The 2,241-nt window shown below is 72.0% G+C and carries 4 protein-coding genes; 1 reads left to right on the top strand and 3 read right to left on the bottom strand.

What is annotated here, in order from left to right; genetic code table 11:
* The 3 genes from RIF89_RS14250 to RIF89_RS14260 all read right to left on the bottom strand — a co-directional run.
* Positions 1-398, bottom strand: a 398-nt coding sequence (locus RIF89_RS14250; protein WP_309069737.1) for a CoA pyrophosphatase, incomplete at its 3' end; no start/stop codon positions are given.
* A 203-nt stretch (positions 399-601) separates the two neighbouring features.
* Positions 602-1,162, bottom strand: coding sequence for an NAD(P)H-dependent oxidoreductase (locus tag RIF89_RS14255; RefSeq protein ID WP_309069734.1), 561 nt, complete (start codon positions 1,160-1,162; stop codon positions 602-604).
* Positions 1,163-1,239: 77 nt separating this feature from the next.
* Complete coding sequence (locus RIF89_RS14260) at positions 1,240-1,746, bottom strand: hypothetical protein (RefSeq protein WP_309069735.1); 507 nt, start codon at positions 1,744-1,746, stop codon at positions 1,240-1,242.
* 172 nt (positions 1,747-1,918) lie between these two features.
* Here RIF89_RS14260 and RIF89_RS14265 point away from each other — a divergent pair.
* On the top strand, positions 1,919-2,241 hold a 323-nt coding region (locus tag RIF89_RS14265), incomplete at its 3' end, for a hypothetical protein (protein WP_309069736.1).

Consider the following 2,241-nt stretch of genomic DNA (forward strand, 5'->3'; position numbering starts at 1 on the left):
ACGGGCGCGCGGAAGACGGCGGATGACTCCCCCACGTCGACGACCCGCACGGGCGACGGTTCGCGCCACCACCCGAGCACGGGCGTCACGAGGTGTCGTGAGAACGCGAGCGGCACCTCCGGCAGGGTGCCGAGCACGTCCACACCCGAGGGATCCAGTCCCGTCTCCTCCTGCGCCTCGCGCAGCGCGGCTGCGACCGCGTCGCGGTCGCCGGGATCCACGCGACCACCCGGAAACGCCACCTGACCCGGGTGTGCGCGCAGCGTCGCCGCGCGTGCCAGCAAGAGCACGTCGAGATCGCGCGAGACGGCGGCATCCGGCGTCTCGGCGGGAGACGAGTCCAGTCGTCCGAACAGCAGCAGCACGGCTGCCGCACGGGGCGACGCGGCCCGTGGCATGTCGGCAAGCAGAGGAAGGTCGGTTCCCACGAGCGCACCGAGCTCGTCTCGCGCGCTGCGCACTCCGTCCCTCACCCCTCCGACGCTACCCGCCGTCGACGCGACCGGCGCCGATCCGGACATCCGCGCGGCTCCGGAGGTCCCGGCGCCCCGCGATCCGGATCCGTGCAGATCCCCGCGTCCGTGCGGCGCCGCGGCCCGTCTCATCCGCGCAGCGGCTTGAGCGCTCCGGCCCAGCGCTCGACCTGCGCGAACATGTCCTGGGCGATCGGCGGGTGGTGGTCGCCGGGCGTGAATTCGCGGTAGTTCACGAAGTCGGTCGCGAGCAGGAAGTTCACCGCCGTGCGGACGTCGGCGATCTGCAGCTCTCCGCACATCCCGCGCAGGTGCTCGATCGCGCGGGCGCCGCCGATGGATCCGTATCCGACGAACCCGGCGGCCTTGTCGTTCCACTCCGCGTACAGGTAGTCGATCGCGTTCTTCAGGGCGCCGGATGTCGACCGGTTGTACTCGGGCGTGATGAACACGTAGCCGTCGTACTGCGCGATCAGCTCGGCCCACCGCTTCGTGTGCTCGTTCTGGTACTGCCCCTGCGACGGCGGGATGGGCTCGTCGAGCAGCGGCAGCTCATGGTCGGCGAGGTCGATGAGCTCGTACGTCGCGGGGCGGCCGGCGGCCTGTTCCATCACCCAGTCGGCGACGGCCTTGCCGTTGCGCCCGGGACGGGTGGTGCCGAGGATCACGGCGATGCGGAGGTCGGTCATCCTGCTCCTTCGTTCGTCGGAGCCTCGATGCTCGCAGGAGACCGGGGGATCCGCACGCGGCTTGACACCCGCTCAGGTCACCCGCAGTTCGGGCAGACCCCGGTGAGCGGCATCTGCATGAAGCAGCTCATGCAGATCTGCCCCTCGCGCGGCTCGGTCGCGCCCGAGCGCGGAGCCGCGGGGCCGGAGGCTACGCGCGGCGCCGCCGAAGCGCGCTTCTTCGCGCGGTCGGCGAGCGGGCGCTCGCGGGTCTCGTAGTGCGTGATGCCCCATGCGCCGCGGAATCGGCGGCTGGGCCAGCGCGGACGGTCGCCCGCCAGTCGCTCCGCGTCCGTCTCCGAGCGGAACCCCGTCGTGTAGCCGTCGTGCACCTCGAGCGCGGGGCCGCCGGCGCTGCGCTCGAGCTTGAAGTAGGTGCGGAAGCCGACGACCGCCGACGCGTTGACGCCTCGGGCGATGTTGCGCAGCAGCTCGAGGTTGCCGACGGGCGTGCCGTAACGCACGAACGCCTCCTCGATCGAGGCGAACTGCACGGCCCGACCCTCCTTGGCGTGGTCGATGGATCGCTCGGGTGTGCTGCTCATTCCTCCATTGTCGTCCCTCCTGCCTGGGCGTGAGCGCCCCTGACCTCCCGCCCCACGCCGATCGCTGAGCGAAGCGACCCTGCGAGCGGCGACGAAGCACCCGAATGCCGCCAAGGCCGCGCCTCCCCGGGCATCCATCGACAGATGCACCGCCCGCGGATAGCCTCCGCTCATGTCCCTGGATCACGCGGTGCTGAACGCCCCGCCTCGCCAGTCCGGCACCCCCGACGCCCGCCTCGCCTGGTGGACGGCGCTCGCCGGCGTCGCGGTGGGCCTCCTGAGCGGGGTCGGTCTTCTTGCGGGACAGTTCGTGCTCGCCTACGCGGGCTACGCCTCGGCGGCTCTCGTGGCCACGGCCATCCTGTCTCTGCCCGTGCTCGCCGTCGTGGTGGCCCTGCTTCCCAAGCCCGGCGTCATCCCCAAGATCCGCACGACCTCGGGAGCCGACACGTCGGACCTCGTAGATGCCGCGCCCCGCGCCGCCGGCGCCATGGC

The organism is Microbacterium sp., assembly GCF_031178525.1.
Lineage (GTDB): Bacteria > Actinomycetota > Actinomycetes > Actinomycetales > Microbacteriaceae > Microbacterium.

Coding starts and splice junctions, on each gene's coding strand:
- RIF89_RS14255 (WP_309069734.1), bottom strand. CDS start 1,162: ATGACCGACCTCCGCATCGCCGTGATCCTCGGCACCACCCGTCCCGGG.
- RIF89_RS14260 (WP_309069735.1), bottom strand. CDS start 1,746: ATGAGCAGCACACCCGAGCGATCCATCGACCACGCCAAGGAGGGTCGG.